Raw genomic sequence first — 26,896 nt, forward strand, 5'->3', positions numbered from 1 at the left:
GGACACGGGCGCCGTTCGTCGTTCGGTCGGCCTCTAGAGCTCGACGGCGGAGGCGAGGCCGAGGTCGTCCTCGTAGTCGTGGTCCTTCGTCTCCGGGGTGAAGATGAGTGCGATGAAGGTCAGCACCGCCATCGACGAGAGGTACAGCCCCACGAGCCACGGCTCGCCGCCGACGGCCGCCCACAGGGCCACCGCGATGAACGGTGCCACGGCCGCACCGAGGATCGACGACACGTTGTACGCGATCGCGGAGCCGGAGTAGCGAACGTTCGTCGGGAAGAGCTCCGGCAGGAGTGCCCCCATCGGCCCGAACGTCGTGCCCATGAGCATGAAGCCGAACACGAGGAAGGCCTGGGTGAGAGCGCCGGTGAACTTCGGGTCCGCCTGCGGGAGCAGGAAGATGTTGAACGACAGGCCGAAGACGACGATGAGTCCGGTGACCCACAGCAGCAGCTTGCGGCGCCCGATGGCGTCGGCGATCGGCCCGGACAGCAGTGTGAAGATGCCGAAGAACACGACGCCGATGATCTGCATGAGCACGAAGTCCGTGTAGCCGAAGCCGAGGCCCGGGTAGAACTGCGCCGCGAACGCGCTCGGGTCGAAGTCCTTTCCGGTCGCCTCCGCGGCAGCACGGGCGGCGGCCGAGGCGGTCTCGAGGTCGGCGGCCTTCGTGCCGTAGGTGAGCGTGAAGTTCGTCATCAGGTAGAACAGCACGTACGTCGCCAGCATGATGAACGTGCCGAGGATGAGCTGCTTCCAGTGGTGCCGGAACACGGTCGCGAGCGGGAGCTTGCGGATGGCCCCGGTCTTCTCCGCCTTCTTGAACGTGTCCGACTCGACGAGCCGGAGCCGCACCCACAGGCCGATGATGACCATGACGGCGGAGAACAGGAACGGCACGCGCCAGCCCCAGGAGAGGAAGGCCTCGGACTTCAGCGCCGGGTCCTCGGGGTGGGGGAGTGCGAAGTTGATGGCGAGGAAGATGCCGTTCGCGATGATGAAGCCCAGCGGTGCGCCGAGCTGCGGGAACGAGCCATACCAGGCGCGCTTGCCCTTCGGGGCGTTCTCGGTGGCCACCAGCGCCGCGCCCGACCACTCGCCGCCCAGCGCGAAGCCCTGGGCGAGACGGAGGATCAGCAGGAGCAGCGGGGCGACCCAGCCGATCTGCTGGAAGGTGGGCAGGAGACCGATCACGAACGTCGCGATACCCATGGTGAGGAGCGATGCGACGAGGGTGGCCTTGCGCCCGAACTTGTCGCCGAAGTGACCGAAGACGACGGCGCCGATCGGGCGGGCGACCATCGCCGCGCCGAAGACGGCGAACGACGACAGCAGCGACGCGGTGTCGTTCGTGCTGGGGAAGAAGAGCGTGGGGAAGACGAGCACGGCTGCCGTCGCATAGACGTAGAAGTCGTAGAACTCGATGGTGGTGCCGACGAGGCTCGCGGTGATGACGCGCGAGCGGGGGTTCGCGGGGGTGGTGGCGGTGCTCAAGGGGTCTCCGATCCTCCGCCGGTATACCAGCGGACTCGGGCGAGTCTACGCCTTCCTGGGAGTTCGCTGGACGTTCATGACGGGTCGGGGTCGAGCGCGTCGGTGCCCCCGCGTAGAGTCGGGGGAGACCGGCCGGAGGGGGACGATGACCACGCGGATGCTGCTCCTCGCCGACACGCACGTCCCGAAGCGCGCGAAGCGGCTGCCGGACGCGGTGCTCCGGGCGATCGACGAGGCCGACGTCGTCGTGCACGCGGGGGACTGGGTCGATCTCGCCACCGTCGAGCTGCTCCAGGCCCGCGCGCGCGTGCTCCACGGCGTGCACGGCAACAACGACGGCCCCGAGATCCGCCGGGTGCTGCCGGAGATCGCGCGGTTCACCGTGGAGGACACCGCCGTCGCCGTCATCCACGAGACGGGCGCCGCGACCGGGCGCGAGAAGCGGATGGATCTGGCCTTCCCCGACGCCGACCTGCTGGTCTTCGGGCACTCGCACATCCCCTGGGACACCGTGACGCCGAACGGGCTGCGGCTGCTCAACCCGGGCTCTCCCACCGACCGACGCCGGCAGCCGGTGCACACGATGATGCACGTCGTGGTCGACGGGCGCGATGTCGAGGCGACCCTGGCGCCGCTCCGATGACGGGCGACGCAGCCGACGGGCCGATCGGCTACCGGGCGCCGATGCGCTCCCGCGACGATGCCGTCGCCCCGGGGGTCGCGGTCGAGCGCGCGCTCGCCGAAGGGGTGTGCGGCATGGGCGGGCGGCTCGACCGCGCGCCCCGTTCCCTGACCGCGGCGCTCGCGGCCGTCGACGCCCGTCATGGCGAGCGGTCGGCGCGGCGGCTGGAGCGGTTCGCGGCGCTTCCGACGGGAACCCTCGTCTGGACGCGGGACGCCGACGGGTACTTCTGGCTCGGGACGCTGACGGGGCCGTGGCGCTACGACGACGATCCGGCGGCGGTGGCGGCAGACCTCGTGCACGTGCGCGACTGCACCTGGTCGTCGCGCCCGGTGGCGCCTTCCGATGTCCCGCCGGGCGTCACGGCCACGTTCGCCCGCGGGGGACGCAACGGCCAGCGCATCCGCACGGCCGGGGTCGGGGAGCAGTCAGCCGCACTCTGGGAGCGCGGCCTCCGCTGATCCGCGCCTCAGCGCCAGATCGCGGCGATGGCCGCGTTGACCGCGGTGAGGATGCCCACGAGCCAGAAGACCGCGGGCGGCACCACCTGGTCGCGCTTCTGGCGCGCCGTCCCGATCCCGAGCAGGGCGCCGATCGCGAGGAGGATGACGAGCTTCGTGCCGATCTTGGCGTAGTTCATCTCGACGCCCTCGGGAAGGCCCCACGGGGCGGCGAGGGCGAGGCCGGCGACCGCGGCGATCGTCATGCCGATGGTCATCAGACGCGTGAACACCCGCTTGCCGCCGAACGCCTGCGCCGCCCAGGCCCCGAAGAGCACGGCGAAGCCGATGAGGTGGACGAAGAGCACGATGTGGCGCAGGGTCTCCATGCCCTCACCGTACGAGAGCGCGGCGTTCCGCGCCACCAAGGCACGCCTGACCTCGCGCCCGCGATCGGGCGCGAGGTGGAGGGAGTCAGCCGCGCAGCTCGCGGATCACGAGGGCGGTGCGCAGTGCGGCGTCCGCGGCCTCCGCGCCCTTGTCCTCCTTCGAGCCCTCCAGGCCCGCGCGGTCCAGCCCCTGCTTCTCGTCGTCGAGCGTGAGCAGCCCGAACCCGACCGGCTTGCCGGCATCGAGGGAGACGCGGGTGAGTCCGTCGGTCGCCGCCGCCGAGACGTACTCGAAGTGCGGCGTGCCGCCACGGATGATGACCCCGAGGGCGACCACCGCGTCCGCACCGCCGGCGAAGGCGGCCTGTGCGGCCACGGCGAGCTCGAACGAACCGGGCACTCGCACGAGCCGATGCGTCGCCCCCGCCTCGTCGAGCACCCGCTGGGCGCCGGCGATCAGGCCGTTCGAGATCACCTCATGCCAGGTGCCGGCGATCACGACGATCTCCAGCCCCCGCCCGTCGATGTTCCCCGTCTTCGGTGCTCCGGCGCCGCTCATTCCTCGTCCTTTCCTGCCGCGAGGGCCTCGGCGAGCTCTGCTTCGCCGATGATGTGGCCCATGCGGTCGCGCTTGGTCTCCAGGTACTGGTGGTTGTTCGGGCCCACGCCCACGATCAGCGGCACCTGCTCGACGACGTCGAGGCCGAGCTCGCGCAGCTTGTTCACCTTGTCGGTGTTGTTGGTGAGCAGCCGGACCTTCGAGACGCCCAGGTCGGTGAGGATCCCGGCCGCCGCGGCGTAGTCGCGGGCGTCCGCCGGGAGCCCCAGTGCCAGGTTCGCGTCGACGGTGTCCAGGCCGTCCTCCTGCAGGCTGTAGGCCCGCAGCTTGTTGATGAGCCCGATGCCGCGCCCCTCGTGCCCCCGCATGTAGATGACGATCCCGCCCTCGCGGTCGATCGCGTCCAGCGCGGCATCGAGCTGCGGCCCGCACTCGCACTTCTGGGAGCCGAACGCCTCGCCGGTGAGGCACTCGGAGTGCACGCGCACGAGGGCGGTCTCGGTCGGCTCGCCTGACACGACCGCGATGTGGTCGGTGCCGGTGACGCGGTCCTTGTAGGCAAGGAAGCGGAACGTGCCGTGGTCGGTGGGCACGGTGGCGTCGGCACGGAGGCTCACGCGGCGTCCGCGCTGGGCGGCCGGTGTGGCTCCGTCCGGGTCGATCTCGTTGAGGTGCGCGATGAGCTGCTCGATCGTGATGACCGGTACGCCGTCGCGGGCGCCCAGTTCGAGAAGCCCGGGAAGCCGCATCATGCTGCCGTCCTCGGCGACGACTTCCGCGATCGCGCCGACGGGCCGGAGGCCGGCGAGCTTCATGAGCTCGACCGCTGCCTCCGTGTGACCGCTGCGCTCGCGCACACCGCCGTCGACGGCCCGGAGCGGCAGCACGTGGCCGGGGCGGATGATGCTCGTCGCCGTCGAGGACGGATCGGCCAGGACGTTGAGGGTGTGCGCCCGGTCGCTCGCGCTGATTCCCGTCGTCACCCCTTCCGCGGCGTCGACGCTCACGGTGTAGGCGGTGGAGCGGGCGTCTTCACTGGCCGCGACCATCGGCGGGAGGTTGAGGCTGTCCGCGAGGTCGGTGGGCATTGGCGCGCAGATGAAGCCGGACGACCAGCGCACCGTCCACGCCACCCATTCGGGGGTGGCGAGCTCGGCGGAGAGGACGACGTCCCCCTCGTTCTCGCGGTTCTCGTCGTCGGCCACGAGCACGGGCCGGCCGGCGCGCAGCGCCTCCAGGGCCTCGGGGATGGTTGCCAGGCTCATCGCGAGCCCCCTTCCGGTGCGGCGCGGAACGCGAGCAGCCGCTCGACGTGCCGCGCGAGGATGTCGGTCTCGAGGTTCACGCGGTCGCCGACCGCGCGGGTGCCGAGGGTGGTCGCCGCCAGGGTCTCCGGGATGAGCGACACCTCGAACCAGTGCCCTCCCCGGGTCCCCGAGCCCTCCTGGGTCCCTGAGCCTGTCGAAGGGGTCGAAGGGCTCACCGCGCTCACTGTCAGCGAGGTGCCGTCGACCGAGATGGAGCCTTTGTCGACGACGAGTGGCGCGAGGTCGTCCGGAAGGCTGATGCGGAGCACGCTCCACTGCGCGCCCGGGCGCACCTCGAGCACGACACCGGTGCCGTCGACGTGGCCCTGCACGATGTGCCCGCCGAGCCGTGCGCCCACGGGCATCGCCTTCTCGATGTTGACCCTGGTCCCGACGGTCGCCGTGCCGAGGGCCGCGACGTCGAGCGTCTGCTTCATGACGTCCGCGTCGAAGGTCTCGGCGGTGGAGCCGACGACGGTCAGGCAGACGCCGGAGACCGCGATCGACTCCCCGTGCACGGCGTCGGCGGCCGCCTTCGGGGCGCGGACGGTGAGCCGCCAGCCGTCGCCCGACTCGGCGATGGCGGTGATCTCGCCGATCTCCTCGATGATTCCGGTGAACATCAGCGGCTTCCCTTCTCCGGGCCGGTGTGGTCCGGGTCGTCCACGTCCGCAGGATGCGCGATCGCGAGCAGGTCTGCGCCCAACGGCAGCCATTCGTCCACGACGAGGCGGCGCGCATCGTCGATCGAGCGGACGCCGATGTCGGACACGGCCAGGCGCCTCCCGCCCAGGAGGACCGGGGCGACGTAGGCGAGCACACGGTCCGCGAGTCCGGCGGCGAGGAACGCGGTGGCGAGCGTCGGGCCGCCTTCCACGAACAGTGTCTGGATGCCGCGCGCGTGCAGCGCGGCGAGGACCGCCGACAGGTCGTGCGTGTCGAAGAACACCGGCGTGTGCGGATGACGGTGCACCGCCGCATCCGCAGGGGTGGGTCGCGCTCCGATCACGACCGGGACGGGCTGATGCGGAAGGAGCTCGTCCCCGGCGCGGGCGGTGAGCGCGGGGTCGTCGGCGAGCACGGTGCCGGTGCCGACCGCGATGGCGTCGGCCTCGGCGCGTCGTCGGTGCACATCGGCACGCGCCTCGGGACCGGTGATCCACTGGCTGGTGCCGTCGTCCGCCGCAGCCCTGCCGTCGAGGCTCTGCGCCCACTTCACGGTGACGTGCGGACGGCCGCGCCGCGCCGCGAAGAGCCAGTCGCCGATCAGCGTGCGCGCCTCCGCGGCCCGTTCGCCGGACTCGACGCTCACGCCCGCGGCGCGCAGCCGCTCCGCGCCGCCGCCGGAGACCTCACCCGGGTCGTCGAGGGCGTAGACGACCCGTGCCACCCCGGCCTCGATGAGCGCGAGCGCGCAGGGACCGGTGCGACCGGTGTGGTTGCAGGGTTCGAGCGTGACGACCGCGGTCGCGCCGCGTGCGGCGCCGGGCGCGAGCTTCGACAGCGCGTCGACCTCGGCGTGCGGAGTGCCGGAGCCCCGGTGCCAGCCCTCGGCCAGCACCTCGCCGTCGGGGGAGAGGAGCACGGCGCCCACCTGCGGATTGACTCCGCGGGGGCCACGGGTCGCGAGGGCGAGCGCGCGATCCATCGCGCGGCGCTCTGTCGCGGTCACTGCCATCCGTCGTCCTCTCTGCGGCCTCGGGGTCGCTGCAGGGTGGCGGAACGGACGCACGCGCGTGCGCCTCGTGCTGCCTCCCTTCCGGACTAGCGAGGTGTCCCTCGCATCACCGTCGGTTCCGGAATTCCACCGGATCGGCATCCCGATCACTCGGAACGCTCGCGGACTGTCACCGCCGGTTCGGATTCCCACCGACCCCGGAGCACGTTGCTGCTCTGAGTGTACTCAACGCGTCCGCGCCCGTTTCATTCCGTGGCAGGGGCCGTTCCCCGCGCCTCACTTGAGCAGGCGGGAGAGCCGCCGGTCGGCGAGCACCTTGCCGCCGGTCTGACAGGTGGGGCAGTACTCCAGAGAGCGGTCGGCGAAGAAGACGCTGCGCACCTCATCGCCGCAGACCGGGCACGCCTCGCCCCGGCGGGCGTGCACCCGCATGCCGCGGCGCTTGGCGTCCTTGAGATCAGCCGGGGGTTTTCCCGCAGCGGCCGCCACGGCCTCGGCGAGGGTCTCCTGCATCGCCGCGAACAGGCGGTCGATCTCGGCGTCGTCCAGCGTGCCGGCGATCGCGTACGGCGACATGCGGGCCGCGTGCAGGATCTCGTCCGAGTAGGCGTTGCCGATGCCCGCGATCACGCCCTGGTCGCGCAGCAGACCCTTGATCTGCATCCGTCGGTCGTCCAGCAGCGCGGCGAAGGCGTCGCGGGTGAAGGACGGATCGAGCGGGTCGGGGCCGAGCCGGGCGATGCCGGGCACCTCGGCGGGGTCGCGGACCACGTACACGGCCAGCGACTTCTTCGTCCCGGCCTCGGTCAGGTCGAAGCCGCTGCCGTCGTCGAGGGCGATCCGCAGCGCGATGGGCGACTTGCCCGGCTTGAGGAGCGTGGTCGGCAGGGTTTCGTACCAGCGCAGCCATCCGGCCTTCGCCAGGTGGAAGACGAGGTGCAGCTCGGACCCGCAGGACAGCACCACGAACTTGCCGCGGCGCTCCGCCCCGGTGATCGCCGCGCCTTCCAGTGCCGAGATCGGCGGGTCGTAGGTCTTCAGCGCGGCGATCGCGGCCACGGAGGCACGGGTGATCGTGCGTCCGGTGGTGCGCTCGCCGAGGAACGCGACGAGTCCTTCGACCTCCGGCATCTCAGGCATGCAGCCATCCTGTCACCGGGGTCCGACGCTGTCACGCGTGGGACGTGCGGTCAGAGCATCGGCCACTCGACCGGCGTCCGGTCGTCGTCGCGCAGCAGCCCGGCGAGCCAGCCGTCGTCCCGTCCGCGCTGGCTGGTGAGTCCCTGACGCATGGTGCCTTCGAAGCGGAAGCCGAGGGCGCGGGCGGCGCGGGCGGAGGGGACGTTGCCCACGACGGCCTGCCAGCGGATGCGGGCGAGGCCGAGCTCCGCGAAGCCCCAGTCGAGCACGGCCCGCGCGGCCTCGACGAGGTAGCCGCGGCCGCGGGCGTCCGCGACGACCCAGTAGCCGAGCTCGGCATGGCCCCCGGCCGGATGCTCCCCGATGTGGTGGAGTCCGACCATGCCCACGAGGACGTCGTCGGCGTAGACACCCCAGACGGTCTGCGAGCCGTCCTCCCACCACTGCTCGACGAGGGCGACGAAGTCCTCCGCGTCCTGCCGGAAGTAGGGGGAGGGCACCGTCGTCCACCGCGCGATCTCCGGGTCCTGGCACGCCTCGGTGATCGCGTCGACATCCGCCTCCGTCGGGGCATGGAGGACGAGTCGTGCGGTGGTGAGGGTGACCGGAAGCATCCCTCCAGCCTAAAACGCTCGACCCGGCCCCTTCGGTTCGCCCCGGCCCCTTCCGCGCGTCCGTAACGGGGTGGGAGGTACGGAAAGGGGTGGGATGCAGGGAAGCCGACCGCAGTGTCCGTGGGCGCGATTAGGCTTGTCCGGTGACTGTTCCGGGGATTCTGCGCGCCTTGGAAGAGGCGTCTCTGTATCGTGACGCTCTCGCCTGGGCGCACACCGACGCCGACCTCGGCCTGGTCGACGGGCTCGACGCGCCCGTGCTCGCCGGTCTGCTCGCCAAGCGTGCGGCGGCCGGCCACCCGGCGGCGCTGCTGGCCGTGGTGCCCACGGGGCGCCGGGCGGAATCGGTCGCGCAGGCCCTGGAGACGTACGTCCCGGACGCCGAGGTGCTCACCTTCCCCGCCTGGGAGACGCTGCCGCACGAGCGCCTCAGCCCCAGCCCGGACACGGTCGGCCTGCGACTGCAGACCCTGCGCCGCATCGCCGAATGGTCAGGGGAGCGTCCCCTCGTGGTCGTGGCCTCGGTGCGCGCCGCGCTCCAGCCCATCGCCGGGAACCTCGGCGACATCGTGCCACTGGAGTTGGCGGTGGGCAGCCGCGGCAATGAGCTCGACCACGTCGCCGAGCAGCTCGTCGAACGGGCATACTCCCGCGTCGACATGGTGTCGCGACGGGGCGAGTTCGCCGTCCGCGGCGGCATCCTCGACGTCTTCCCGCCCACGTCCGAGCACCCGTACCGCGTGGAGTTCTTCGGCGACGAGATCGATCAGATCCGCGCGTTCTCCGTGGCGGACCAGCGTTCCCTCCCCGGCGACGTGCCGCGCGTCGACCTGCCGCCCAGCCGCGAGCTCCTGCTCACGGCCGAGGTGCGGGAGCGCGCCAGGGCGCTCATCGGGGGCTTCCCGGCCATCAGCGGCATGCTCGAGAAGATGGCCGAGGGTATCCCGGTCGAGGGCATGGAGTCGCTACTGCCCGCGGTCGCCGGCCCCCTCAAGTCGCTCGTCGAGTATCTGCCCGAGGGCGCGGCGACCGCCGTGATCGACCCGGAGCGCTCGACCGCCCGCGCCCTCACCCTCGGCGAGACGAACCGCGAGTTCCTCGACGCCGCCTGGAGTGCGGCGACCTCCGGAGCCTCGGCCCCCATCGACCTCGGCGCCGGCGACTTCCTCACCATCGCCGACCTGCGCGAGGTCGTCCGCGACCGCGGCGGCGTGTGGTGGCGGCTGAGCCCGTTCGGGATCGGCGACGCGACCGCGGAGAGCGTCGAGGCGGCCACCGTCATCCCGTCCTTCCACGGCAACGTCGACGGCGCCATCGCCTTCGTCGACGCGAAGGTCGCCGACGGCTGGCGGGTGGTCGTTCTCGCGACCGGACTCGGCCTCGTCGACCGCGCCCGGGACGTGCTCTCGGACCGTGGTATCGCGGCCCGGGTCGTCGAGACCATCGCGGACGCGCCGGACCCGGGGGTCGCGACCCTCACGGTGGGTGGTGTCGAGGCCGGCTTCCAGGTGCCGGAGGCGAAGCTCGCCGTCCTCACCGACAACGAGTTCTACGGCCGCACCATCGGCGGCGACCAGCGCGTCGTCAAGAAGCTCGCCTCCCGTCGGAAGAACGTCGTCGATCCGCTGCAGCTCAAGCAGGGCGACTTCGTCGTGCATGCCACGCACGGCATCGGCCGCTTCGTCGAGATGACCCAGCGCGAGGTCTCCACCGGGGGCCGCAACGCCGCGAAGTCCGTCCGCGACTACCTCGTGCTGGAGTATGCGCCGTCGAAGCGCGGCTACCCCGGCGACAAGCTGTACGTGCCCACCGACCAGCTCGATCTCCTGTCGAAGTACGTCGGCGGCGAGGCCCCGACGCTGTCGAAGATGGGCGGCAGCGATTGGGCGCAGGCCAAGGGCAAGGCGCGCAAGGCGGTCCGCGACATCGCCGTCGAGCTCGTCAAGCTCTACTCCGCCCGGATGAGCGCCAAGGGGTACGCCTTCGGCCCGGACACCCCCTGGCAGCGCGAGCTGGAGGAGGCGTTCCCGTTCGCGGAGACCCAGGACCAGCTGCAGACCATCGACGAGATCAAGGCCGACATGGAGCGGCCCATCCCGATGGATCGGCTGCTCTCCGGCGACGTCGGCTTCGGCAAGACCGAGGTCGCGGTCCGCGCGGCGTTCAAGGCGATCCAGGACGGCAAGCAGGTGGCGATGCTCGTCCCGACCACCCTGCTCGTCAAGCAGCACCTCGAGACGTTCACGGAGCGCTTCGCCGGGTTCCCGGTCAAGGTGCGGCCGCTGTCGCGGTTCCAGACCGACAAGGAGGCGCGGCTCACGCTGCAGGGCCTGCTCGACGGCTCGGTGGACATGGTGATCGGCACGCACCGCATCCTCACGGAGCAGGTGCTGTTCAAGGATCTCGGCCTCATGATCATCGACGAGGAGCAGCGCTTCGGCGTCGAGCACAAGGACGCGCTGAAGAAGATGAAGACCAACGTCGACATCCTCGCCATGAGCGCCACCCCGATCCCGCGCACGCTGGAGATGGCGGTCACCGGCATCCGCGAGATGTCGACCCTCGCCACGCCCCCGGAGGACCGGCACCCGATCCTCTCGTTCGTCGGACCCCGCAGCGACAAGCAGATCGCCGCCGCCATCCGCCGCGAGATCCTCCGCGAGGGGCAGGTCTTCTTCGTGCACAACCGCGTGCAGTCGATCCAGCGGGTCGCGGCCGAGCTCGCCGAGCTGGTCCCCGAGGCGCGGATCGCCGTGGCGCACGGGCAGATGGGGGAGCACGCGCTGGAGCAGGTCGTCGACGACTTCTGGGAGCGCAAGTTCGACGTCCTCGTCTCGACCACGATCATCGAGACCGGCCTCGACATCTCCAACGCGAACACGATCATCATCGACCGCGCCGACAAGTACGGGCTGAGCCAGCTGCACCAGCTCCGCGGACGGGTGGGCCGCGGACGCGAGCGCGCCTACGCGTACTTCCTCTACGACGACATGAAGCCGCTGAGCGAGACCGCGGCCGACCGGCTGCAGACCATCGCGGTCAACAACGACCTCGGCTCCGGAATGCAGGTCGCCCTCAAGGACCTCGAGCTGCGCGGTGCCGGAAACCTCCTCGGTGCCGAGCAGGCCGGGCACATCGCCGGAGTCGGCTTCGACCTGTACCTCCGCATGATCGGCGAGGCCGTCGCGACCTTCCGCGGCGAGGAGGTCGAGACCGGGCAGGAGCTCCGCCTCGAGCTGCCGCTCGATGCCCGCATCCCCGAGGACTACATCGACAGCGAGCGCCTCCGGCTCGAGGCGTACCAGAAGCTCTCCGCCGCCTCGGCCGCGACCGCGAAGGACGACGCCATCGATCTCGTGGTGGAGGAGCTCGTCGACCGGTACGGCACGCCGCCGGAGGAGGTCACCGGACTCGTGTCGATCGCGCGACTGCGGCGCCGGGCGGCCAGGGCCGGGCTCACCGACGTCGTGGCCATGGGGTCGAACCTGCGCCTCGCGCCCGCCCGCCTCGAGGACTCCATCAAGGTCCGGCTGCAGCGGCTGTATCCGAAGGCGAAGCTCGTCTCCGGCGGGGAGGCCCTGGTCGTGCCGATGCCCACGGTGCCCGCGGCGGTCGGGGTGGGCGTGGAGCCGCTTCCCGACGCGGAGCTGCTCGCCTGGGTCGACCAGCTGTTCACCGCCATCTTCCCCGAGCCCGCCAAGCCCGAATGACCCGGCCCTGGGCGGTGGCCGCCGTGCACAACTCCGGAGTCGGCGTACGACACGCCGTCGGGAGCGGCTCGGGGCCGGCGTGTCGGTGATGATCTCCGAAGTCGTGCACGCCGCAGACGCCGCGGGCTAGTCTGGCCGCATGTTGTACGAGCACCTCGGGGCTCGCCCCCGCATCCACGACACCGCCGTCGTCGCTCCCACCGCCGTCATCTCCGGCGACGTGGAGCTCGGACCGGGCTGCCAGGTGCTGCACGGCGCCGTCATCACCGCGGAGGGCGGCCCGATCACCCTCGGCGCGCACGTCATCGTGATGGAGAACGCGCTGATCAGGGCGACTGCGGCCAACGCCGTCCACATCGGGGCGCACACCCTCGTCGGGACACTGGCCAGCATCGCCGGGGCGACCGTGGGCGAGGAGGTGTTCTTCGCGTCCGGAGCCCGGGTCTTCAACGGGGCGCTCGTCGGGGATCGCTGCGAGGTGCGGGTCAACGCGATCGTGCATCGCCGGGCCGTGCTGCCGTCGGGGACGGTGGTGCCGATCGGGTGGGTCGCGGTCGGCGATCCGGTGCAGCTGCTCTCACCCGACCAGGACGCCGAGATCGCGGCCGCACAGCCCGAGCTCGACTTCCCCGGACACGTCTTCGGCGTCGATCGGGACACTCCCGACCTCATGGTGCAGCTCACGGAGCGCTACGGCAGCTCCCTCGCGCGGCACGCCGACGACCGCCAGGTCTGACCCCGCCCTTCGAATCGCCCGAATGGTCCCATCTCGGCCGGATTTGGGACCATTCAGGCGATTCGAACGGGTCAGATGACGCCCTGGGCGAGCATCGCCGCGGCGACGCGCTCGAAGCCGGCGATGTTGGCACCGGCCACGTAGTCGCCGGGGACGCCGTGGCGCTCGGCGGCCTCGAAGGCGGCGTGGTGGATGTCGCCCATGATCTCGCGCAGCTTGTTCTCGCTGTCGCCGAAGCTCCAGCGCTGCCGCGAGGCGTTCTGGCTCATCTCCAGCGCCGAGGTCGCGACACCGCCGGCGTTCGCGGCCTTGCCCGGGGCGAACAGCACGCCCGCCTTCTGGAAGGCCTCGACGGCCTCGGGCACGCACGGCATGTTGGCGCCCTCGGACACGGCGCGCACGCCGTTCGCGATCAGGGCCTCCGCATCGGCGAGGCTGACCTCGTTCTGGGTGGCGGAGGGCACCGCGATGTCGACGGGCACCTCCCACACGCTGCCGCTCTCCACGAAGCGGGCGCTCGGGCGGCGGTTCGCGTACTCGACGATGCGGGCGCGCTCGACCTCCTTGAGCTGACGCAGCAGGTCGAGGTCGATGCCCGCGTCGTCGACGACGTAGCCGGAGGAGTCGGAGGCCGTGACCGCGGTCGCGCCGAGCTGCGCGGCCTTCTGGATCGCGTAGATCGCCACGTTGCCGGAGCCCGAGATGCCGACGCGCTTGCCGTCGAGGGAGTCGCCGTGCACGCCGAGCATCTCCTGCGCGAAGAACACCGCGCCGTAGCCCGTGGCCTCCGTCCGCACCTCGGCGCCGCCCCATCCGGTGCCCTTGCCCGTGAACATGCCGGACTCGTGGCGGTTGGTGACCTTGCGGTACTGGCCGAAGAGGTAGCCGATCTCGCGGCCGCCGACGCCGATGTCGCCCGCAGGGACGTCGGTGTGCTCGCCGAGGTGCCGGTAGAGCTCGTTCATGAACGACTGGCAGAAGCGCATGACCTCGGCGTCGGACTTGCCGTGCGGGTCGAAGTCGGAGCCGCCCTTGCCGCCGCCGATGCCCTGGCCGGTGAGCGCGTTCTTGAAGATCTGCTCGAAGCCGAGGAACTTGATGATCGAGAGGTTGACCGACGGGTGGAACCGCAGGCCGCCCTTGTACGGACCGAGCACGGAGGAGAACTGGATGCGGTACCCGCGGTTGACCTGCAGCTTCCCGGCGTCGTCGACCCACGGCACGCGGAACATGATCTGCCGTTCCGGCTCGACCAGGCGCTCCAGGATCCCGCCGTCCACGTATTCCGGGTGGCGCTCCAGCACCGGGGCGATCGAGTGCAGCACCTCGTGGACGGCCTGGTGGAACTCCGGCTCGTGCGGGCTGCGTGCCAGCACCGTGTCGAAGACGGGCTGCACGGATGCGGCGAGCGGGTGGAAGTCGGTGGGGGTGGTGACGGTCACGCGGGAGGGCTTTCTGATGGGGGATGGGGTGCGGGCGATCGTGTCGCGCGCGAAAGCAGAGCCGGGTGAGGCGGAGGTTTCACTCTAGCGTCGGCGACGCGGGCCTCCGCGCACGCGGCGGGAGGGCTCGGGTCACCCGGTGTTCTGCAGGCCGGCGGCGACCCCGCTGACGGACAGGAGGAGCAGGCGCTGCTGTTCGGCGTCGGCTCCCGAGCCCTCCGGCTGCTCCGGCGCCGACCGGAGCGCGCGGAGCGCCCGCAGCTGCAGGAGGGAGAGGGCGTCGACGTACGGGCTGCGCAGCTGGACCGCCCGCTGCAGCACGGGCTTGTTCTCCAGCAGTCCCTCGCCTCCCGTGAGGCGGATGACCCAGCGACGGGTGAGGGCGAGCTCGTCGAGCACCAGGGCGGCGAGGTCGTCGCGATCGCCGAGGGCGAGGTACTGCCGGGCGATGCGCTCGTCGGTCTTGGCGAGGCTCATCGCGACGTTGTCGACCATCGTGCGCAGCAGCGGCCACTCGCGGTAGGCCTCCGTGAGCAGTTCCTCGTCGCCGACGGCCTCGAGCGCGGTGCCGAGTCCGAACCAGCCGGCGAGGTTGATCCGGGCCTGCGTCCACGCGAACACCCAGGGGATGGCCCTGAGGTCTTCCAGCGACTCCACCGAGAGGCCGCGGCGGGCGGGACGCGAGCCGAGCGCGAGCAGACCGATCTCCTCCATCGGGGTCACGGTCGCGAACCACGGGGCGAAGCCCTCGGCCTTGACGAGCGCGAAGAACCGCTCGCGGGAGGCGGCGTCCATGGTCGCGGCGACATCGGCGTAGCGGGCGGCCGCGCGGCTCGTGCGCTCCTCGACCGTGGGGGAGGAGGCCAGCAGCGTCGCGGCGGCGACCTGGTCGATGTGCCGCATCGCGATCGCGGGCTCGCCGTAGCGGGCGAAGATGACCTCGCCCTGCTCGGTGAGCTTGAACCGACCGTCGACGGAGTGCGGGGGCTGCGCGAGGATCGCGGAGTTGGCGGGGCCGCCGCCACGGCCGAGCGCCCCGCCGCGGCCGTGGAAGAGGGTCAGCTCGATGCCGGACTCCTGCGCCCAGCGGGCGATCTTCTCCTGCGCCGTGTACAGCGCGAGGTTCGCGGCGACGGGCCCGACGTCCTTGGAGGAGTCGGAGTAGCCGAGCATGACCTCCAGCCGGTTGCCGGTCGCGGCCATCCGCTCGCGGAACTCCGGGAAGGTGACGGCCTCGGCGAGGATCCCCGGGGCCGCCTGGAGGTCGGCGAAGGTCTCGAACAGCGGCACGACGTCGAGCACCGGGGCGTCGTCGCCGAGCGCGTGACGGGCCAGCTCGTACACGTTCGCGAGGTCGGAGGCCGCCTGCGTGAAGGAGACGACGTAGCGACCCGCGGAGCGCAGTCCGCGGTCGCGCTGGATGTCCGCGATCGCGCGGAACACCTCCAGCACCTCCTCGGTCTGCGTGCTGATCGGACCGCCGGCCTCGAGCTCGGCCAGGGCCTTCGCGTGCACCTGGGAGTGCTGACGGACTTCGAGCTCCGTGAGGTGGAAGCCGTAGGTCTCGACCTGCCAGATCAGATGCTGCACGCCGCCGAACGCGTGGCGGCGGGCTCCGGCGGCGACGAGGGAGGACTGCACGGCGCGCAGGTCCGCGAGCAGCTCCTCCGGACCCGTGTACCCCTCCTCGTCACCGCGCCGTGTGGCCGCCACGCGGCGGGCCATGACGAGGACGACCCGGCGGTGCGGCTCGTCAGGGGAGCGGGCCGCCAGCTCGTCGGCGACCGTCGGCTCCGCGGCGGTGAAACGCTCCCAGAGTGCGATGACCTCGGCGCTGGGCGGGGTGTCGTCCGCGGCGAGCGTGAGGGTGCGGCCGATCCGGTCGAGCGCCCGCTCGAGGCCGCGGAGCACGTGGTCGGAGGCGATCTGCGAGGCCTCACGGGTCACCGCGGCTGTGACGAACGGGTTGCCGTCGCGGTCGCCGCCGACCCAGGAGCCGATCCGTACGAACGCCGGGACGACCGGGGCGCTGGCGCCGGACTCCTCGCCGCGGAGGGCGTCGTCGATCCGGCGGTAGACGTGGGGGACCGTGGTGAACAGCGTCTCGTCGAAGACGCCCATGACGGTGCGGACCTCGTCGGTCGGGGAGGGCTTCTGCGCTCGCAGCGGCGCCGTGCGCCACAGGGTGTCGATCTCCTCGAGCATCCGGCGGCGGGCGCGGTGCTCCTCGGAGCCGCCTGCGCTCGCCGCGTCGTGCTGGGTGAGCAGCTCGGAGAGGCGGCGGATGCTCGACGAGACCGCGCGGCGCCGGGCCTCGGTCGGGTGGGCCGTGAAGACGGGGTGGAAGCGCAGACCGTCCAGACGACGGCGGGCCTCGTCGTCACCGACCTCCTCGCGCAGCCGGGCGTACGCCCCCGCGACCGTGTCCGTCGCCAGGGCCCCTGAGCCCGTCGAAGGGCCTGACCCCACCTGGTTCCCTGAGCCCGTCGAAGGGCCTGAGCCCACCTGGGTCCCTGAGCCCACCTGGGTCCCTGAGCCCACCTGGGTCCCTGAGCCTGTCGAAGGGGCCTGCCCCGCCCGCTCCCGGAGCACGCGCACCCGCTGGTGCTCCTCGGCGAGGTTCACGAGGTGGAAGTAGCAGGTGAACGCGCGGGCGACCTCGTCGGCACGGGCGATCGTGAAGGAGTCGGCGATCGCCGCGGCGCGGTCGAACGCGTCGGAGCTGTGGTCCTCGTAGGCCTGGATCGTCGCGAGGCGCAGGCGCTCGACGTCCTCGAAGAGGTCGTCGCCGCCGGCCTCGCGGAGCACCTGGCCGAGGAGCTGGCCCAGCATCCGCACGTCGGAGCGCATGGCATCGGGGATGCCGCGACCGGCTTCGAAACGACCGATCACGCGGATGGCCTCGGTGGGCGTCGGCTCGGAGAAAGCGGGGGAATCGGGGGTCACCCTCCGAGAGTAGCCGGGTGGATCGGGGTGTCCTGCACGCATGACGACCGTGTGACGCCGCGGCCTACGATGGACGGGATGCGCATCACAGCGAACCCCCTCCGCGGGCAGCAGTTCCCCGCCGTCCTCCTGCTCGTGGCCGCCGGCCTCGGACTCCTCTTCGCGAACCTGCCCACGCACGACGCGATCGCCGGGCTGTTGGAGACACACCTCGCCGTCCCCGGGACGGCGCTGGACCTCTCGATCGCGCACTGGGTGTCGGACGGCCTGCTCGCGATCTTCTTCCTCGTCGTGGCGATCGAGCTGCGGCACGAGCTCACCCACGGCGAGCTCGACTCCCCGCGGAAGGCCGTGCAGCCCGCCATCGCGGCCACCGGCGGCGTGCTCGTGCCGATCCTCGTGTACCTGCTGATCGCGGGAGGGCCGGAGACGGCGTCCGGCTGGCCGATCCCGACCGCCACCGACATCGCCTTCGCGCTCGGCGTGCTGGCGATGTTCGGACGAGGACTCCCGTCCCGGGTGCGGGTGTTCCTGCTGGCCCTCGCGATCCTCGACGACATCATCGGCATCATCTTCATCGCGGTGCTCTTCGCGCACGACGTGCAGTGGCTCCTGTTCGGGCTCGCGATCGTCGGGGTGGCGGTGTTCTGGCTGCTGAGCCGCCTGCTGCACGCCACCGGACACACGCTCGTCGCGGTCGCGATGGCCGTCGTCGGCGTCATCACGTGGGGCCTCGTCGCCTCGTCCGGCATCCACGCGACCATCGCCGGCGTAATGCTCGGCCTCGTCATGGCGCCGGTACCCGCCGGACGCACCCGGCATGCGCTGGAGCCGACCGTGAACGGCGCGATCCTGCCGCTCTTCGCCTTCGTGGCGGCTTTCGTCGTCATCCCCGCCGTCTCGCCGACGGCCCTCTCCCCGGCCTTCTGGGCGATCGTGGTGGCCCTTCCGGTGGGGAAGATCATCGGCATCTCCCTGTTCGGCTGGCTCGCCATGCGCATCCGTCCGAAGGGGGCCGACCCGGCCCTGCCGTTCGCGGACATCCTCGCCGCCGGCGCCCTGGGCGGCATCGGATTCACCGTCTCGCTCCTGCTCGCGAACCTCGCGTTCGAGGGCGACGCGGTCATCCGCGACCAGGCGATCCTCGGCGTCCTCGTGGGGTCGCTCCTCGCGCTGATCCTCTCCGGCATCGTCGTCACCCTGCGCGCCCGGTGGTACCGTCGCGCTGCGCCCATCCCCGCCTGAGCCGGAGCCCGGAGGAAGCATGACCAGCGAGCAGCGAGGCCCCGAGGACATCGACGATCCGCTGCGCGCGGCCGCGGAGACCATGCGTGCGGTGCGGGAACGGTGCGTGTGGTCGCAGCGCATCACGCACCGCGACCTCGTGCCGTACCTCATCGAGGAATCGCACGAGGTGATCGACGCGGTCGAGGACGGCTCGCGCGCCGACCTCCGCGAGGAGCTGGGCGATCTGCTGTGGCAGGTGCTGTTCCATGCCGCGATCGCGGCACAGGACCCGGACGACCCGTTCGACATCGACGACGTCGCCCGCACGCTCACCGAGAAGATGGTGCGGCGGCATCCACACGTGTTCGGCGACGAGGTCGCGGAGACGCCGGAGGAGGTGCTCGTGCACTGGAACGCGGCGAAGGCGGCGGAGAAGCGCACCCGCCGCAGCGTGCTCGACGGGATCCCGCGCGCGATGCCCGCTCTCGCCCGGGCGCAGAAGATGTCGGGTCGTGCCGCCGGCGCCGGCGTGGTGCCCACGCAGCCGTCCGCCCTGCGCCCGTCGTCGGAGGAGGAGCTCGGCGATGCCCTCCTCGCCCTCGTGGACACCGCTCGGGCCGAGGGCTGGGACGCGGAGCGCGCCCTCCGGGAACGGCTGACGCGCCTGGAGGACGAGGTCCGCGCCGCCGAGGCCGGTTGATCGGACACGGACACCGCCGCCGACCTGGGAAGATGGACGGGTGGCTACCGTGAACGCGCCGCGCGGCATGCGCGACTTCCTCCCCGCCGACAAGGCCCGCCGTGAGCGGGTGCTCTCCGTCATCCGCGACCGCTATCGCGCGCACGGATTCGACGAGATCGAGACCCCCGTGGTCGAGGAGTACGACCGGCTGCATGCCGGCATCGGCGGCGACAACGAGAAGCTGTCGTTCAACATCCTGCGCCGCGGCCTGGATGCGGAGGCCGTCCGCGCCGCCGCCGACGACCCCGCGGAGCTCTCCGACCTCGGCCTGCGCTACGACCTGACGGTGCCGCTCGCCCGCTTCTACGCGAGCAACAGGGGACAGCTCCCCGGCGTCTTCCGGTCCATCCAGATCGGTCCCGTCTGGCGGGCCGAGCGTCCGCAGAAGGGGCGCTACCGCCAGTTCGTCCAGTGCGACATCGATATCATCGGCGACGCGTCCGCGCGCGCCGAGGCCGAGCTGCTGGCCGCGTCGCTCGACGCCGTCGACGCCCTGGGCCTGGAGGGCGCGAGCGTGCGGATCAACGACCGCCGCGTGCTGGAATGGATGCTGGAGCACTTCGGGTTCACCGAGGACGAGCGCCCGCAGGTGCTGATCACGATCGACAAGCTCGACAAGATCGGGCCGGAGGGTGTGGCCGCCGAGCTCCGCGAGCGCGGGGCCACGACGACCGCGGTCGACGCGTTCCAGGCCTTCCTCGGTCGTCCGCAGACGCTCGAGTACCACCCGTTCGGTGACCGCCAGATCCGCAAGGCGCTCCCGGACGGCGCGCCGGACGAGCTCGTCGCCCACCTCGTCGGCATCGGCGAGGCGGTCGCGGCGGGGCGCGGGCAGGACGACATCCCGCTCGTGTTCGACCCGTTCCTGGTCCGCGGCATGGGCTACTACACCGGGACGATCTTCGAGCTCGCGCACCCGTCGGTGACGTATTCGCTCGGTGGCGGAGGACGGTACGACGGCATGATCGGCCGGTTCCTCCAGCAGGACGTGCCGGCGGTGGGCTTCTCCCTCGGGTTCGAGCGCCTGGTCGACCTCGTCTCGACGGACCCGGCCACCGCGGCGCAGGCGATCGTGCTGGTCCACGACGCGGCGGTCCCCGTCGCGGAGCTCGTGGCGCACAAGACGGCCCTCGTCGCGAAGGGGGCGCGGGTGCGACTCGAGCAGCGCACGAAGAACCTCAAGGCGCTGCTGGAACGGTCGGCGGCGGACGGGTACACCCACTTCGCGAGCGTGCGCCCCGGAGACGACGAGCTCGAGGTCAAGACGCTGGCCTGAACGCCCCGTCGGGGCGGGGCGTTCACCGGGCGTTCACGGCGGTCCGCTGGAATCGCGCCGTGCGTCGTCTGCCCCTGCTGACCCTGGTCGCGCTCGCCGCCGCGCTCGTCGTGGGTGCACGCACGGTCCTCGACCGGCAGGCCGCCGTCGCGCGTCGGCGCATCGGAAAGCCGCTGGGGCAGCAGTCTCTCGACGCCGACCGTGTCTGGCGCCCGGGGCTCGAGGGCGAGCCGCTCGACCTCCTGCTGCTGGGCGACTCCCTCGCTGCCGGCCTGGGAGCGGCACGGCGGAAGGAGACCCTCGGGGCACGGCTCGCGAAGGCGACGGCACGCCGACTCGGGCGTCCCGTGCGGCTGCGCACCGCCGCGGTCGTGGGCGCGGAGTCGCGGGATCTCGACGGGCAGCTCTCCCGCCTCCCCGCGGACTATCGCCCTGACGTCGCCGTGGTCGTGGTCGGCGGCAACGACGTCACCCATCGCCTCCCGGCAGCGGAGTCGGCCCGCCACCTGCGCGAGGCCATCGTCCGCCTGCAGGCTCGCGGCGCCCGCGTCGTCGTCGGCACCTGCCCCGACCTCGGTGCCCTGCGCGCGGTGCCGCAGCCGCTGCGCCGCATCGCCTCCGGTCTGTCCCGACGGCTGGCGGAGGCGCAGGCGGAGGCCGCGCACCGGGAAGGAGCGGAGACGGTGGACCTGCGGCGGGCTGTCGGCCCGATGTTCTTCGACGAGCCGGAGGAGATGTTCAGCCTCGACCGCTTCCACCCGAGCGCCCTCGGCTACCGCCGCACCGCGGAGGCGCTGCTGCCGGCCGTCGAGCGGGCCGCCCTGGTCGCGCTCAGCTCCCGGCGGTCTCCGGCGTCGCGCTGAACGAGGCCGCCCACTCTGCGACTCGTCGTGCGCTCTCCTCGTCGGAGAGGTCCTCCACGCGGGTCATGATCGACCAGCGGACGCCGAACGGGTCGCGGATGCTGGCGTAGCGGTCGCCGGAGACGAACAGGGACGGCGCCTCGCGGACGGTCGCCCCCGCCGCGACGGCGCGCGCGACCACGGCGTCCACGTCCGGCACATACAGGCCCATCGAGTAGCAGTCATCGTCGCCGGAAGGCGCGGGCACGAGGTGGTACTCGGGGCTGGGCTCGCCGAGCTGGAGCCGTCCGAGCCCGAAGTCGAGGTCGGCATGCGCGACGACACCGCCGAACTCCGTCACGTCGACCACGCGGGCGCCGAAGACGTCCCGGTAGAACTCGACGGCGCGGGCGGCGTCGGGGATCGCGAGGAAGGGGGTGAGCGAGGTCGCGCTGTGCGGGCGGCCGTCGGTGGTGTGTGCGCCGGTCACGCCGGCCGGAGGTGTCTGATCGGTCATGCGGCCACGGTAGGCGGGGGAGGGCACCCGCCGCTTGAAGATCCGCGACACGTCGCCGACGCCGCGTCGGTGGCGCGTTCTACGCTGGGGCGATGGTCGACCGGACGCGCGGAGTGCTCTATCCCGCACGGCTGCCCTCGTTCCATCGGCTGCCGCCGCCCGCAGAGGCCGCCGCGCTCGTCGCCTGGTTCTGGATCCCGGAGTGGAGCCTTCCGGAGGGCGAGGTGTCCCGGCAGGAGATCGTCTCGTATCCGGCCGTCAACCTCGTCGTCGCCCCGGAGGGCGTGTCGATCTCAGGCGCCACGACCCGCGCGTCGACCAGGGAGCTGCGGGGGTCGGGGTGGGCTGTCGGCGCTCTGCTCCGCCCTGCCGCGGTCCCTGCCCTCACGGACGACCCTCCGGCCCTGATCGACGCGGAGCGGGCCTTTGACGCCCCCGATCTGCACGCGGCGGTGACGACGGCGATGCGGACCGCGCCCGAACGCCGGGAGTGCGCCGTCGCGGTCTTCTCCGCATGGCTGTCGCAGCGCGTGGGCCCGGTCGGCGCGGCGGGCCGGCAGGCCAACGCGATGCTCGACGTGCTGCTGGGGGAGGGGGCGGCGCTGACGCCGGAGGAAGCGGCGACCCGACTCGCGCTCTCGGTGCGCACGCTGCAGCGGCTCACGCACCGCACCGTCGGGCTCTCGCCGGGCGCGATCATCCGCCGCCGCCGGCTGCAGGAGGCGGCGCAGCGTCTCCGCGAGGAGCCGGAGACGGACCTGACGGCGCTCGCCGCCGCGCTGGGATACGCCGACCACGCCCATCTCACGCGCGACTTCGCGGCCGTCCTCGGCCTGCCGCCGCGCGACTATCGCACCAGGGTCTCCGGCTGAGGCGATCAGCCGCGCTGCTGCTGCCGCCGCACCCGCCGCACCCGTAGCGCCCGCCCCGCGACGCCGAGCAGCACGACACCCACGCCGACGAGCGAGGCGAGGGCGGGAAGCGTGCTCACCAGTACGAGACAGCAGAGGGCTCCGCCCACCTGCAGCGCTCGGGGGTATCGTCGGGCCGCGCCGTGCTGGCGGAACGCGGCGGCGTTCGCGATGAGGTAGTACAGCAGCACGCCGAAGGACGAGAACCCGATCACCTCGCGGAGATCCCCGACGAGCACGAGCGCGATCACGATCACGGCGATGGCGATCTCGGCGCGGCGCGGTACTTGATGGCGCTCGTCGATGCGGGCGAGGAACCGCGGCAGGTCCCCCTCGCGCGCCATGGCGAGTGTCGTGCGGCCGATGCCGGTGAGCAGAGCGAGCAGGGCGCCGAGGGAGGCGGCGGCCGCGGCGACCCGCACGACGGGGACGAACGCCGACCAGCCGGCGGCGGTGAGGACGTCGGCCAGGGGCGCGGCGGCGCCCCGCGCGTCGCCGCCGAGGACGAGGAGCACCACGACGCCGACTAGCGCGTAGACGACGACGGCGCCGCCGAGGGCGAGCACGATCGCGCGGGGGATCGTGCGCGCGGGATCCACCACCTCCTCACCCATCGTGGCGATCCGGGCGTAGCCGGCGAAGGCGAAGAACAGCAGTCCGGCGCCCTGGAGCACGCCGTACACGGTCGTGTCGGGGAGCGGCGCAGGGGAGGCGGTCGGCGCGGCGCCGAGGCCGACCGCGACCACGACCGAGAGCCCGAGCAGCGAGCAGGCCACGAGGATGCGGGTCGCCAGCGCCGTCCGCGTCACCCCCAGGCAGTTCACGACCGCGAGCGCGGCGACGGCGATCACGGCGACCGGGGCCTGCCACCCCGCGGGAGCGGCGTAGGCGGCGAAGGTCATGGCCATGGCGGCGCAGCTCGCGATCTTGCCGATCACGAAGCTCCAGCCGGCGACGAAGCCCCACCACGGTCCGATCTCCGCTCGCGCATAGGCGTACGTGCCTCCTGCCACGGGGTGGACGGCCGCGAGCTGTGCCGAGGCGGTGGCGTTGGCGTAGGCGATCGCGGCGGCGATTCCGAGGGCGAGGAGGGTCCCCATGCCGGCGACCTCGACGGCCGGTCCCCAGACCGCGAACACGCCGGCACCGATCATCGAGCCGAGGCCGATGGCGACGGCGTCCGGCAGCGTCAGGCGGCGGGCGAGGGGCATCCGGTCATCGTCCCACGCCGGGGTGAACGGCCGGTGACGTGTCAGCCGCGGGACGCGGTGACGCGCTTCTTCTCGCGGATGTAGACCTCGCGGCGCACCTTCGCCACGACGTCTCCGTCGCGATCGGTGATGACCGTCTCGAACCACTCGAGCACCTTCGCGCCGCCGTGGGCGCGCTGCCGCAGCTCCTGCGCCTTCTCCCGCGTCACCTCGAACTCCGCGGTCAGCACCCCGCGCCCCGGCTTGAGGAACTCGATCTCGCCACGGGTGTCCCACACGACGTAGTCCCGCCCGAGCTGATGCATGACGAGCATGAAGAAGTACGGGTCGGTCATCGCCGACATCGATCCGCCGAACGCCGTCTTGACGTAGTTGCGGGTGAGGAGGTTCACGTGCAGCTCCACGGTCGCGTGGGTCCAGTCGTCGCTGAACCGGCGGACGCGGATGCCGCTGCACAGGTTGGGGATCCAGAGGCTCATGCCGAGGGCGAGGCGGCGGGGCGTGATGCGCATGAGGTCAGTGTGGAGGATGTGCCCGGCGGCGACGAAGACGACTGGAGGGTTGGCACAGTTGTTCTAGTTCACCTAGAATAACTAGAGAAGGGGGGTGCCATGCTCATCCGCGTCGATGTCGACAGTCCGCACGCGCTCTACGACCAGGTGGCCGCCTCGGTGCGTGCCGACATCCTCTCCGGTGCTCTCGCGCCCGGCGATCGTCTGCCGGCCGCCCGCGACGTGGCCGCCGCGCTCGATATCAATCAGCACACCGTCCTGCACGCCTACCAGCGCCTCCGCGACGAGGGCCTGGTCGACCTCCGGCGGGGGAGGGGCGCCGTGATCGCCGCCTCCGCCGCGCCGCTCGCCGAGCTCGCGCACGAGATCGATGGGCTGATCCGGCGGGCCGCGGCCTTGGGTGTCTCCGCCGAGACCCTCGCCGGCATCGTCCGCACGCACCGCGCGGAAGCCGAACCTCCCACCCCCGCCGCGACCCCCCAGGAGGCCTCCCATGACGACGCCTGACCCCACCCGCACCCCTCCAGCCACCCTGCGCCGCGCACGACGGGCCTTCGTCCTCGTGGCGCTCGTCCTCCCGGTGCTCATCGTCGCGATCTCCGCTCTCGTGCTCACGGCCTGGCTGCCGTCGTTCCCCACCGACGTCGCGATCCACTGGGGCGTCGACGGGGCGGACGGGTTCGGTCCGGCCGCCACGTACCTCTGGGTGCTCCTCGGCGTCGGTCTCGGCATCCCGGTGCTCCTGGCCGTCACGACGCTGGTCGCCGTCGGGGCGCACTGGGGCGCGACCGCCCGTCTCCTCGGAGCGACCGCGGCCGGCATGTCGGCGTTCGCGGGCGTGATCTGCCTGGGTTCCCTCGCGATCCAGCGCGACCTCCCGCCCTCCGGTGACGCCCCGGGCATCGCGGGGGTGATGGCACTGGCCTTCGCGGCTCTCCTCGGCGTGGGCGCGCTGGCGTGGTTCGTGCAGCCGCGCGTGCAGGCGGTGCCCGGTGCCGCTCTCGAGCCGCGCCACGACGTGCGGGTCGGCGACGGCGAGCGGGTCGTCTGGGTGGGCACCACGACCATGCCCACCGGCGCCCTCGTCTTCCTCCTGCTCGTGCTGCTCGGGCTCGTGGCGCTCGCCGTGGCGATGCTCATCACGGGCACCCCGCTGGCCTGGGTCTCGGGTCTGGTCGCCCTCGTCGTCGGGTTCGCGCTGGCGGCGACCGCGTCGTTCCGGGTGCGCCTCACGCCGGCCGGCATCGACGCGCGTGCCGTGATCGGGTGGCCTCGGAAGACCATCCCGGTGGCGGATATCGCGTCGGCCAGGGCCGTGCGCATCTCGCCCTTCGGCGAGTTCGGCGGCTGGGGGTGGCGTCTCGCTCCGGACGGCCGCAGCGGGATCGTGATGCGCCAGGGGCCGGCGATCGAGGTGCATCGCCGCGACCACGGACCGTTCGTCATCACGATCGACGGGGCGGAGGAGGCGGCCGCACTCCTGCAGGCCTACGTGGACCGATCCGCGGGGTCGGCCGCCGCCGGGGAGACCGGGCGGGTGGCGCCATGACCGTCCTGACGACGCCGACCCGCGTGCCCTGGCGCGCGGTCCTCATCTTCACCCTCACGGCCTGCGGGCTCGCGGCTCTCGTCTGCCTGCCCCTCTGGCTCGGCGACGGCCTCGCCGAACCCTTCGCGGGAGCGCTCCTCCCCGTGATGATGTTCACGCCCGCGGCCGCGGTGCTCGTCGTCATGCTCACCACGGGCGTACCGGAGAAGGGCGACCGGGCGCGCTTCCTCGGGCTGTGGCCGCTGCGGCCCGCGAAGCGCGTCGTCGGGCTGCTGGTCACGGCCTGGCTCGTGCCGCCGGTGCTCGTCGCCCTCGGCGTCCTCCTCGCGGCCGCTTTCGGGTGGGTGCGGCTCGACCTCACCTTCTCGGCCTTCGCGGATCAGCTCGCCCAGGCGCTTCCCCCGGGGACGCCGGTGCCGCCGGTCGGCGTGGTCGTGTTCGCACAGCTCGCCGCGATCCCGGTCGGGGCGCTGGTGAACAGCGTGCTCGCCTTCGGCGAGGAGCTCGGCTGGCGCGGCTGGCTGCTCCCGGCGCTGCGCCCGCTCGGCACCTGGCCGGCGCTCCTGCTCAGCGGGGCGATCTGGGGACTGTGGCACAGCCCCGTCATCCTCCTCGGCTACAACTTCGGCCGGACGGACGTCACCGGCGTGCTGTTCATGATCGGCGGCTGCGTGGCGTGGGGTGTGCTGTTCGGCTGGCTGCGGCTGCGCTCCGGCTCGCTGTGGCCGGCGGTCGTCGCGCACGGGGCCCTGAACGCCGCCGCGGGCCTGGTCGTGATCGTCGCCGCGGTACAGCCCGACCTCGCCCTCGCCGGAGCGCTCGGTGTCGCGGGCTGGATCGTCGCCGCCGTCGTGGCCCTCGTCCTCGTGCTCACGGGGCAGTTCCGCCGACAGCCGGCGCTCGCCGTGCCGCGCACCCCGCCCACCCCGCCGACGCTTGACGGCCGGCCGGCGCCGGGGGTTGGCTGAGCAC

At 72.3% G+C, this 26,896-nt stretch carries 25 protein-coding genes and 1 riboswitch; of the genes, 12 read left to right on the top strand and 13 right to left on the bottom strand.

Annotated elements, in window-relative coordinates; translation table 11 throughout:
• Nucleotides 1–33: 33 nt before the first annotated feature.
• Nucleotides 34–1,494 carry an MFS transporter gene (locus BLU02_RS14775; RefSeq protein WP_060923458.1) on the bottom strand — a complete coding sequence of 487 codons (1,461 nt, stop codon included), beginning with the start codon at nucleotides 1,492–1,494 and terminating at the stop codon, nucleotides 34–36.
• A 145-nt stretch (nucleotides 1,495–1,639) separates the two neighbouring features.
• Here BLU02_RS14775 and BLU02_RS14780 point away from each other — a divergent pair, with 145 nt between their 5' ends.
• Both BLU02_RS14780 and BLU02_RS14785 read left to right on the top strand, forming a co-directional pair.
• Nucleotides 1,640–2,137, top strand: coding sequence for a metallophosphoesterase family protein (locus BLU02_RS14780; RefSeq protein ID WP_060923457.1), 498 nt, complete (start codon nucleotides 1,640–1,642; stop codon nucleotides 2,135–2,137).
• Nucleotides 2,134–2,637 carry a GAF domain-containing protein gene (locus BLU02_RS14785; RefSeq protein ID WP_083371034.1) on the top strand — a complete coding sequence of 168 codons (504 nt, stop codon included), beginning with the start codon at nucleotides 2,134–2,136 and terminating at the stop codon, nucleotides 2,635–2,637. The genes BLU02_RS14780 and BLU02_RS14785 overlap by 4 nt, the downstream gene beginning before the upstream one ends.
• A gap of 8 nt (nucleotides 2,638–2,645) precedes the next feature.
• Here the strand turns inward: BLU02_RS14785 and BLU02_RS14790 are convergent, their stop codons facing one another.
• From BLU02_RS14790 to BLU02_RS14820, 7 genes are all read right to left on the bottom strand, one after another.
• Nucleotides 2,646–3,005, bottom strand: coding sequence for a hypothetical protein (locus BLU02_RS14790; RefSeq protein ID WP_025103902.1), 360 nt, complete (start codon nucleotides 3,003–3,005; stop codon nucleotides 2,646–2,648).
• Between the two features lie 85 nt (nucleotides 3,006–3,090).
• Entirely contained in the window at nucleotides 3,091–3,564 is a 474-nt protein-coding gene (gene ribH / locus BLU02_RS14795; protein ID WP_060921961.1) for a 6,7-dimethyl-8-ribityllumazine synthase, read from the bottom strand.
• Nucleotides 3,561–4,829 carry a GTP cyclohydrolase II gene (gene ribA, locus BLU02_RS14800; protein ID WP_025103904.1) on the bottom strand — a complete coding sequence of 423 codons (1,269 nt, stop codon included), beginning with the start codon at nucleotides 4,827–4,829 and terminating at the stop codon, nucleotides 3,561–3,563. Before ribA ends, ribH begins: the two co-directional genes overlap by 4 nt.
• Nucleotides 4,826–5,494, bottom strand: a complete 669-nt coding sequence (locus BLU02_RS14805) for a riboflavin synthase (protein WP_060921962.1) — start codon at nucleotides 5,492–5,494, stop codon at nucleotides 4,826–4,828. Before BLU02_RS14805 ends, ribA begins: the two co-directional genes overlap by 4 nt.
• Nucleotides 5,494–6,549 (bottom strand): bifunctional diaminohydroxyphosphoribosylaminopyrimidine deaminase/5-amino-6-(5-phosphoribosylamino)uracil reductase RibD, encoded by a 1,056-nt coding sequence (gene ribD / locus BLU02_RS14810; protein ID WP_060921963.1) that lies wholly within the window; start codon nucleotides 6,547–6,549, stop codon nucleotides 5,494–5,496. Before ribD ends, BLU02_RS14805 begins: the two co-directional genes overlap by 1 nt.
• Nucleotides 6,550–6,613: 64 nt before the next feature.
• Nucleotides 6,614–6,758, bottom strand: a riboswitch (FMN riboswitch).
• A 67-nt stretch (nucleotides 6,759–6,825) separates the two neighbouring features.
• On the bottom strand, nucleotides 6,826–7,689 hold the full coding sequence (locus BLU02_RS14815) for an Fpg/Nei family DNA glycosylase (protein ID WP_060921964.1): 864 nt from the start codon (nucleotides 7,687–7,689) through the stop codon (nucleotides 6,826–6,828).
• Nucleotides 7,690–7,739: 50 nt separating this feature from the next.
• Nucleotides 7,740–8,303, bottom strand: a complete 564-nt coding sequence (locus tag BLU02_RS14820) for a GNAT family N-acetyltransferase (protein ID WP_060921965.1) — start codon at nucleotides 8,301–8,303, stop codon at nucleotides 7,740–7,742.
• A 143-nt stretch (nucleotides 8,304–8,446) separates the two neighbouring features.
• Between BLU02_RS14820 and mfd the strand changes: the two genes are divergently transcribed.
• Together mfd and BLU02_RS14830 are read left to right on the top strand one after the other, a co-directional pair.
• Nucleotides 8,447–12,013: a transcription-repair coupling factor gene (mfd, locus tag BLU02_RS14825; protein WP_060921966.1), complete on the top strand. Its 3,567-nt coding sequence runs from the start codon at nucleotides 8,447–8,449 to the stop codon at nucleotides 12,011–12,013.
• 139 nt (nucleotides 12,014–12,152) lie between these two features.
• The gene (locus BLU02_RS14830; protein WP_060921967.1) at nucleotides 12,153–12,749 is read left to right on the top strand and encodes a gamma carbonic anhydrase family protein; all 597 of its coding nucleotides are present in this window, start codon (nucleotides 12,153–12,155) and stop codon (nucleotides 12,747–12,749) included.
• 71 nt (nucleotides 12,750–12,820) lie between these two features.
• Here BLU02_RS14830 and gdhA read toward each other — a convergent pair whose 3' ends face one another.
• Entirely contained in the window at nucleotides 12,821–14,191 is a 1,371-nt protein-coding gene (gene gdhA / locus BLU02_RS14835) for an NADP-specific glutamate dehydrogenase (protein WP_060921968.1), read from the bottom strand.
• A gap of 132 nt (nucleotides 14,192–14,323) precedes the next feature.
• A complete protein-coding gene (locus tag BLU02_RS14840; protein WP_060921969.1) occupies nucleotides 14,324–17,137 on the bottom strand; it encodes a phosphoenolpyruvate carboxylase in 2,814 nt (937 codons plus the stop codon).
• Nucleotides 17,138–17,215: 78 nt separating this feature from the next.
• On the opposite strand from BLU02_RS14840, the gene nhaA reads away from it, so the two are divergent.
• The 4 genes from nhaA to BLU02_RS14860 all read left to right on the top strand — a co-directional run bounded on the left by nhaA (nucleotide 17,216) and on the right by BLU02_RS14860 (nucleotide 21,245).
• Nucleotides 17,216–18,382 (top strand): Na+/H+ antiporter NhaA, encoded by a 1,167-nt coding sequence (gene nhaA / locus BLU02_RS14845; protein WP_060921970.1) that lies wholly within the window; start codon nucleotides 17,216–17,218, stop codon nucleotides 18,380–18,382.
• 19 nt (nucleotides 18,383–18,401) lie between these two features.
• Entirely contained in the window at nucleotides 18,402–19,064 is a 663-nt protein-coding gene (locus BLU02_RS14850; RefSeq protein ID WP_060921971.1) for a nucleoside triphosphate pyrophosphohydrolase, read from the top strand.
• A gap of 67 nt (nucleotides 19,065–19,131) precedes the next feature.
• Entirely contained in the window at nucleotides 19,132–20,382 is a 1,251-nt protein-coding gene (gene hisS, locus BLU02_RS14855) for a histidine--tRNA ligase (protein ID WP_060921973.1), read from the top strand.
• A gap of 59 nt (nucleotides 20,383–20,441) precedes the next feature.
• Nucleotides 20,442–21,245, top strand: coding sequence for an SGNH/GDSL hydrolase family protein (locus tag BLU02_RS14860; RefSeq protein WP_231919590.1), 804 nt, complete (start codon nucleotides 20,442–20,444; stop codon nucleotides 21,243–21,245).
• On the opposite strand, the gene BLU02_RS14865 is transcribed toward BLU02_RS14860, so the two are convergent.
• A complete protein-coding gene (locus BLU02_RS14865; RefSeq protein ID WP_060921975.1) occupies nucleotides 21,214–21,741 on the bottom strand; it encodes a VOC family protein in 528 nt (175 codons plus the stop codon). The two genes, BLU02_RS14860 and BLU02_RS14865, sit on opposite strands and share 32 nt — an antisense overlap.
• Nucleotides 21,742–21,833: 92 nt before the next feature.
• Here BLU02_RS14865 and BLU02_RS14870 point away from each other — a divergent pair, with 92 nt between their 5' ends.
• Nucleotides 21,834–22,613 (top strand): AraC family transcriptional regulator, encoded by a 780-nt coding sequence (locus BLU02_RS14870; RefSeq protein ID WP_060921974.1) that lies wholly within the window; start codon nucleotides 21,834–21,836, stop codon nucleotides 22,611–22,613.
• Nucleotides 22,614–22,618: 5 nt separating this feature from the next.
• On the opposite strand, the gene BLU02_RS14875 is transcribed toward BLU02_RS14870, so the two are convergent.
• Nucleotides 22,619–23,863 (bottom strand): APC family permease, encoded by a 1,245-nt coding sequence (locus BLU02_RS14875; protein ID WP_083371035.1) that lies wholly within the window; start codon nucleotides 23,861–23,863, stop codon nucleotides 22,619–22,621.
• 41 nt (nucleotides 23,864–23,904) lie between these two features.
• Complete coding sequence (locus BLU02_RS14880) at nucleotides 23,905–24,375, bottom strand: PaaI family thioesterase (RefSeq protein ID WP_060921976.1); 471 nt, start codon at nucleotides 24,373–24,375, stop codon at nucleotides 23,905–23,907.
• 99 nt (nucleotides 24,376–24,474) lie between these two features.
• Between BLU02_RS14880 and BLU02_RS14885 the strand changes: the two genes are divergently transcribed.
• The 3 genes from BLU02_RS14885 to BLU02_RS14895 are packed head-to-tail and all read left to right on the top strand — an operon-like array spanning nucleotide 24,475 to nucleotide 26,892.
• The gene (locus tag BLU02_RS14885; protein ID WP_060921977.1) at nucleotides 24,475–24,882 is read left to right on the top strand and encodes a GntR family transcriptional regulator; all 408 of its coding nucleotides are present in this window, start codon (nucleotides 24,475–24,477) and stop codon (nucleotides 24,880–24,882) included.
• Complete coding sequence (locus tag BLU02_RS14890; protein WP_060921978.1) at nucleotides 24,869–25,924, top strand: hypothetical protein; 1,056 nt, start codon at nucleotides 24,869–24,871, stop codon at nucleotides 25,922–25,924. The genes BLU02_RS14885 and BLU02_RS14890 overlap by 14 nt, the downstream gene beginning before the upstream one ends.
• Nucleotides 25,921–26,892, top strand: coding sequence for a CPBP family intramembrane glutamic endopeptidase (locus BLU02_RS14895; RefSeq protein ID WP_060921979.1), 972 nt, complete (start codon nucleotides 25,921–25,923; stop codon nucleotides 26,890–26,892). Before BLU02_RS14890 ends, BLU02_RS14895 begins: the two co-directional genes overlap by 4 nt.
• Nucleotides 26,893–26,896 lie beyond the last annotated feature (4 nt).

The organism is Microbacterium paraoxydans (genome assembly GCF_900105335.1).
Lineage (GTDB): Bacteria > Actinomycetota > Actinomycetes > Actinomycetales > Microbacteriaceae > Microbacterium > Microbacterium paraoxydans.